General features: G+C 56.8%; 5 protein-coding genes. 4 read left to right on the forward strand and 1 reads right to left on the reverse strand.

Annotation, left to right across the window (positions count from 1 at the left end):
- Nucleotides 1-100: 100 nt before the first annotated feature.
- Complete coding sequence (gene psbQ / locus NW815_RS02675; RefSeq protein WP_011432766.1) at nucleotides 101-499, reverse strand: photosystem II protein PsbQ; 399 nt, start codon at nucleotides 497-499, stop codon at nucleotides 101-103.
- Nucleotides 500-687: 188 nt separating this feature from the next.
- On the opposite strand from psbQ, the gene NW815_RS02680 reads away from it, so the two are divergent.
- The 4 genes from NW815_RS02680 to NW815_RS02695 all read left to right on the forward strand — a co-directional run bounded on the left by NW815_RS02680 (nucleotide 688) and on the right by NW815_RS02695 (nucleotide 3,768).
- On the forward strand, nucleotides 688-1,866 hold the full coding sequence (locus NW815_RS02680; protein ID WP_414332153.1) for a TRC40/GET3/ArsA family transport-energizing ATPase: 1,179 nt from the start codon (nucleotides 688-690) through the stop codon (nucleotides 1,864-1,866).
- A gap of 133 nt (nucleotides 1,867-1,999) precedes the next feature.
- Complete coding sequence (locus NW815_RS02685; RefSeq protein ID WP_414388589.1) at nucleotides 2,000-2,566, forward strand: thylakoid membrane photosystem I accumulation factor; 567 nt, start codon at nucleotides 2,000-2,002, stop codon at nucleotides 2,564-2,566.
- Nucleotides 2,563-2,847 (forward strand): hypothetical protein, encoded by a 285-nt coding sequence (locus tag NW815_RS02690; RefSeq protein ID WP_041436379.1) that lies wholly within the window; start codon nucleotides 2,563-2,565, stop codon nucleotides 2,845-2,847. The genes NW815_RS02685 and NW815_RS02690 overlap by 4 nt, the downstream gene beginning before the upstream one ends.
- A gap of 51 nt (nucleotides 2,848-2,898) precedes the next feature.
- Complete coding sequence (locus NW815_RS02695) at nucleotides 2,899-3,768, forward strand: prohibitin family protein (protein WP_148202707.1); 870 nt, start codon at nucleotides 2,899-2,901, stop codon at nucleotides 3,766-3,768.
- The last annotated feature ends 394 nt before the right edge of the window (nucleotides 3,769-4,162 follow it).

Genomic DNA, 4,162 nt, shown 5'->3' on the forward strand with positions numbered 1-4,162 from the left:
CAAGGACTCCGTCCCGCTGGCGCGATCAGTGGCCTAGGCGTCTCACCCTAACTTGAAACCACCATATCGCCAAAGTCGCCAAAGAGAGAAGGGATCCTCACTAGGAAAACACAGCCTCCAGCGCCTGCAAGGTCTTTTTCACCTTGGCCTGGGCTGCCTCCACCTCGGGTTGGTCATAGGCTTTGGCGGCAAAGTCTAGTTGTTCTAAGCTGCGGCCCATCTCCTTAGCCAGGCGCAGCACTTCCCGCTTTTGTTTATCTGGCAGGGTAGCCGCCAGGCCGGTCAAGGTCTTACGAGTGAGTCCCATCGGCCCGTGGATGTAGGAGCGGATCTCCAACCAGTCCTCCGCCTCCACCAGGCTTTGCAGCCGCTCTACCTGTTGCTCCAGTTGTTGCAGCTCTCGGGGCAGGCCAGCAGCCGCTTGCACAGAAAGGGATCCCAGCCACAGCCCCAATGTCAGGATGGCAACCAGCAACACACTCCGCCAGCGACAGATCATCACATACCTCCCACATGCCTGCAACAGGCTTGACTTCTTGGCCATGATTGCCATCAGCTTTTTGGCAATCATTTGGTAATCAAATGAATAGTTTACCCGCTGGCTGCACCTCAGCCCCTTGGCTGCCTCTCGAAGAGCACAGCAAATCGGTTAGGCTAGGGATGTAAAAGAATGTAAATGGCACTCTCATGCAACGCATCATCCTCATGACCGGCAAGGGTGGAGTCGGCAAAACCTCGATGGCGGCGGCGACCGGCTGGCGTTGTGCCGAGATTGGCCTGAAAACTTTGGTGCTGAGCACAGATCCGGCCCACTCTTTGGCCGATAGCTTCGATCAGCCCTTGGGCCATGAGCCGGTCGAGGTCAAACCTAACCTTTGGGGGGCGGAGCTGGACGCCCTCAACGAACTGGAGCTGAATTGGGGATCCGTCAAAACCTACATTACCCAGGTGTTGCAGGCGCGAGGGCTAGATGGGGTGCAGGCACAGGAGCTGGCGATTTTGCCAGGGATGGATGAGATCTTTGCCCTAGTGCGGGTGAATCGCCATTACGACGAAGGCAAGTTCGATGTGTTGATCATCGACTCGGCCCCTACAGGCACGGCCCTGCGCCTCTTGAGCCTGCCGGATGTTTCTGGCTGGTACATGCGCAGGTTCTACAAACCCCTGCAGGGGCTGGCGCAAATGCTGCGTCCTATTGCCGAGCCGATTGTGAAGGGGCTGACCGGGATCCCGCTGCCGAATGACCAGGTGCTGGATGCTCCTTATGAGTTCTATCAGAAGATTGAGCGGCTGGAGCGCATCCTCACCAACAACCGCATCACCTCAGTGCGGCTGGTCACTAACCCCGAAAAGATGGTGATCAAAGAATCGCTGCGGGCCCACGCCTACCTCAGCCTTTACGGGGTGGCCACCGATTTGGTGATTGCCAACCGCATCTTGCCCGATGGAGTGGTGGATCCCTACTTTGCCGCCTGGAAGGCAGCCCAACAGAAATATCGCCAGGAAATCCACGAAAACTTTGCCCCCCTGCCGGTCTTCGAGATCCCGCTGTACTCCGAGGAGTTGGTGGGATGGGACGCCCTAGCCCGCCTGAAAAAAGACCTCTGGGGGGATCGCAACCCGGCGGACGTGCTCTATGCCGAGCAAACCCTGAATGTGGTAACCGACAACGGCCAGTACCGGCTGGATCTTTACTTGCCCGGGATCCCGAAAGAGCAGGTGGAATTGACCAAAACCGGGGATGAGCTGAACATCCGCATCGGCAACCACCGCCGCAACTTGGTTCTGCCCCAGACTTTAGCGGCCATGACCCCGGCCCGCGCCAAGATGGAAGAAGACTACCTGCGCATTCATTTTGCTGCTTGAGGCTGTAGCTGCTCTTGGTTGCGTCAGTGTTGAACGGCAACGGGGCAGCGTCAGCGCCAGATGGCACAATGAGGGTGTTCCCTACTTCTAAAGATGGATCGCCGAGGATCCCTTCTCAGAAGAGGATGAGATCATGCCGTTGCTTCGTATCTTCCTGGTGGCTCTGCTCATCGCTTTGACAGGTTGGTTTTCCCCTCCCGCCAGCGCCCTGCTCAACGACGACCGTTACGATGGCAACATCTTTGCCCTCTACGGGGCTAATGGCGGCATGATCCCCCCCCGCGTTTCCTTGAAGCAGGCGAAAGAGCAAGGGATCCCGGCCCTCCTCGTGTATTACATCGATGACAGTAGCGATTGCAAAAAATACGCCGCCACCATTGCCAACCTGCAGGTTCGCTACGGGCTGGGGGTCTATTTCATCCCCTATTCCGTCGATTCCCTCCTGCCCGGCGACGAGCGCGGCCAATACTACACCGGACAAGTGCCTCAAACCCTCCTCTTCGACCCAGAGGGAAATATCGTCTATCAATCCGTCGGCAACCGCCCCATCACCGAGGTGGAAAACGCTATTCGCGCCCTCTTCAAGTTGGATCCCGTTCCCCCAGGGCTGATCAAAGCCAAACCTTTCAACGAGATCCAAACCGGATTTGCCGGATCCCGTTCTCCCCAAGCCTACCCCCCCACAAAAGCCCAGCCGTGACGGCCAATCCCGATCCCTTTGATCCTCTCGAGGCTCTGCAGGAAAAACTCCAGAGTCTCCAGGCTCGTCTTGCCGACCTCAGAGAATTGGAGCGCATAGCCCAGCTTTCCCCTGAACAATGGGCCGAAATCCAAGCTGAAGCCAGTCAACTGGAGCAACGCCTGCAGGCTTATGTGCTAGAGGTGTTTAATCCTGTCCCCGCTACCTTTTGGCAGGTGGTACGCTTCGGCGGCCTTGGCCTGCTGCTGGGCATTGCCCTGCAGCGCTGGGTGCTGAGCTAGCCAGCACACCTCTTAAGATAAAAAAGCTCTTGGATCCCGGAGCCCTTGCCCATGCGCATGCGACGCCCTAGACCATTTAGTCTTGACCGCAAGACTTCGCGCTTTCTGCCTCTGCTGGGCCTGCTTTTGGCGCTGCTGACCCTCCTGCCCCGTTGTCTGCTGGTTGTCCAACCCGGCTACGAAGCCGTCATCTTCAACCGCCTCACGGGAGTGGAAATGACTCCCCGCCGCGAGGGGATCCATCTGCTGATTCCGGTGCTGCAGTTCCCCACCCTTTACGATGTGCGCACCCAAACCTACAACATGACCAGCCGAAGTGAAGAGCGCAGCGTCAAAGCCGACGATACCCTCACCGCTCTCACTGCCGATGGGCAACGGGTGGATCTGGATGTTTCGGTGCGCTATCGCCTGGATCCGGATCGGGTTCCCGAAATCCATCGCAATGTAGGCCCCGATTACCTGAACAAAATTATTCGCCCCGCCTCCCAAGCCGTGGTGCGCAATGTTATCGCCCGCTATTCGGCCATTGGCGTTTATTCTGAGCAACGAGCTGAAATCCAAGAACAAATTGCCGCTGAGCTCTCTCGCCTAATGCAGCCAGAAGGGCTGGTGCTGCAGAGCTTGCTCTTGCGCAATGTGGAATTTTCCAAAGAGTTTCAGTCGGCCATCGAAGCCAAACAAATTGCCGAGCAAGAGAAGCAAAGAGAAGTGTTTCGCGTAGAGCAGGCTCAACTCATCAAACAACGAATGATTGTCAAAGCCAGCGGTGAGGCCCAAGCCATCGCCCTCAAAGGGGAAGCGCTGCGCAGCAACCCGAACGTCATCCAGCTTGAGTATGTCCGCAACTTGCCCGACGACATCCAAGCCATCGTCAGCGAGCAAAACACCATCCTCAATCTGGGGGACTTTCTCAACAAGTAATCGATTCGAGAGTCCCAAGTTAGGATTGGATCCATCCAGTTCAGGTGCATCCACTCCAAGCCCGTTCTCAACAGACCATCAGCCCCAGCCCCTCTCCCAGAGAAGTGTTGCTGCTGTGCCCCTTAATTTCTTGATGGGCCGTAATTCTCGGCCTTTGCATTCATTTTGCATTCATAGAGAACCCAGCACTCTCCGGTACTCCGGGGGCCAAATACCGGGCCCGACACTCAACTGGCAAGCTGACGTAGGAGCCTGGGGAGTTGACTGGGGCATCCACTCTCCGGAGCATCTGTATCAGACTAAACAGAAGGAGGCTGCCAGGATATCTAGGCTTTGTACAATTGCTCACAAAGCCCTGGGTTGATGGGAGCATGACTCTAGTCAATAATAAGCT

This window comes from Synechococcus sp. R6-7, assembly GCF_047461695.1.
Taxonomy (GTDB): domain Bacteria; phylum Cyanobacteriota; class Cyanobacteriia; order Thermostichales; family Thermostichaceae; genus Thermostichus.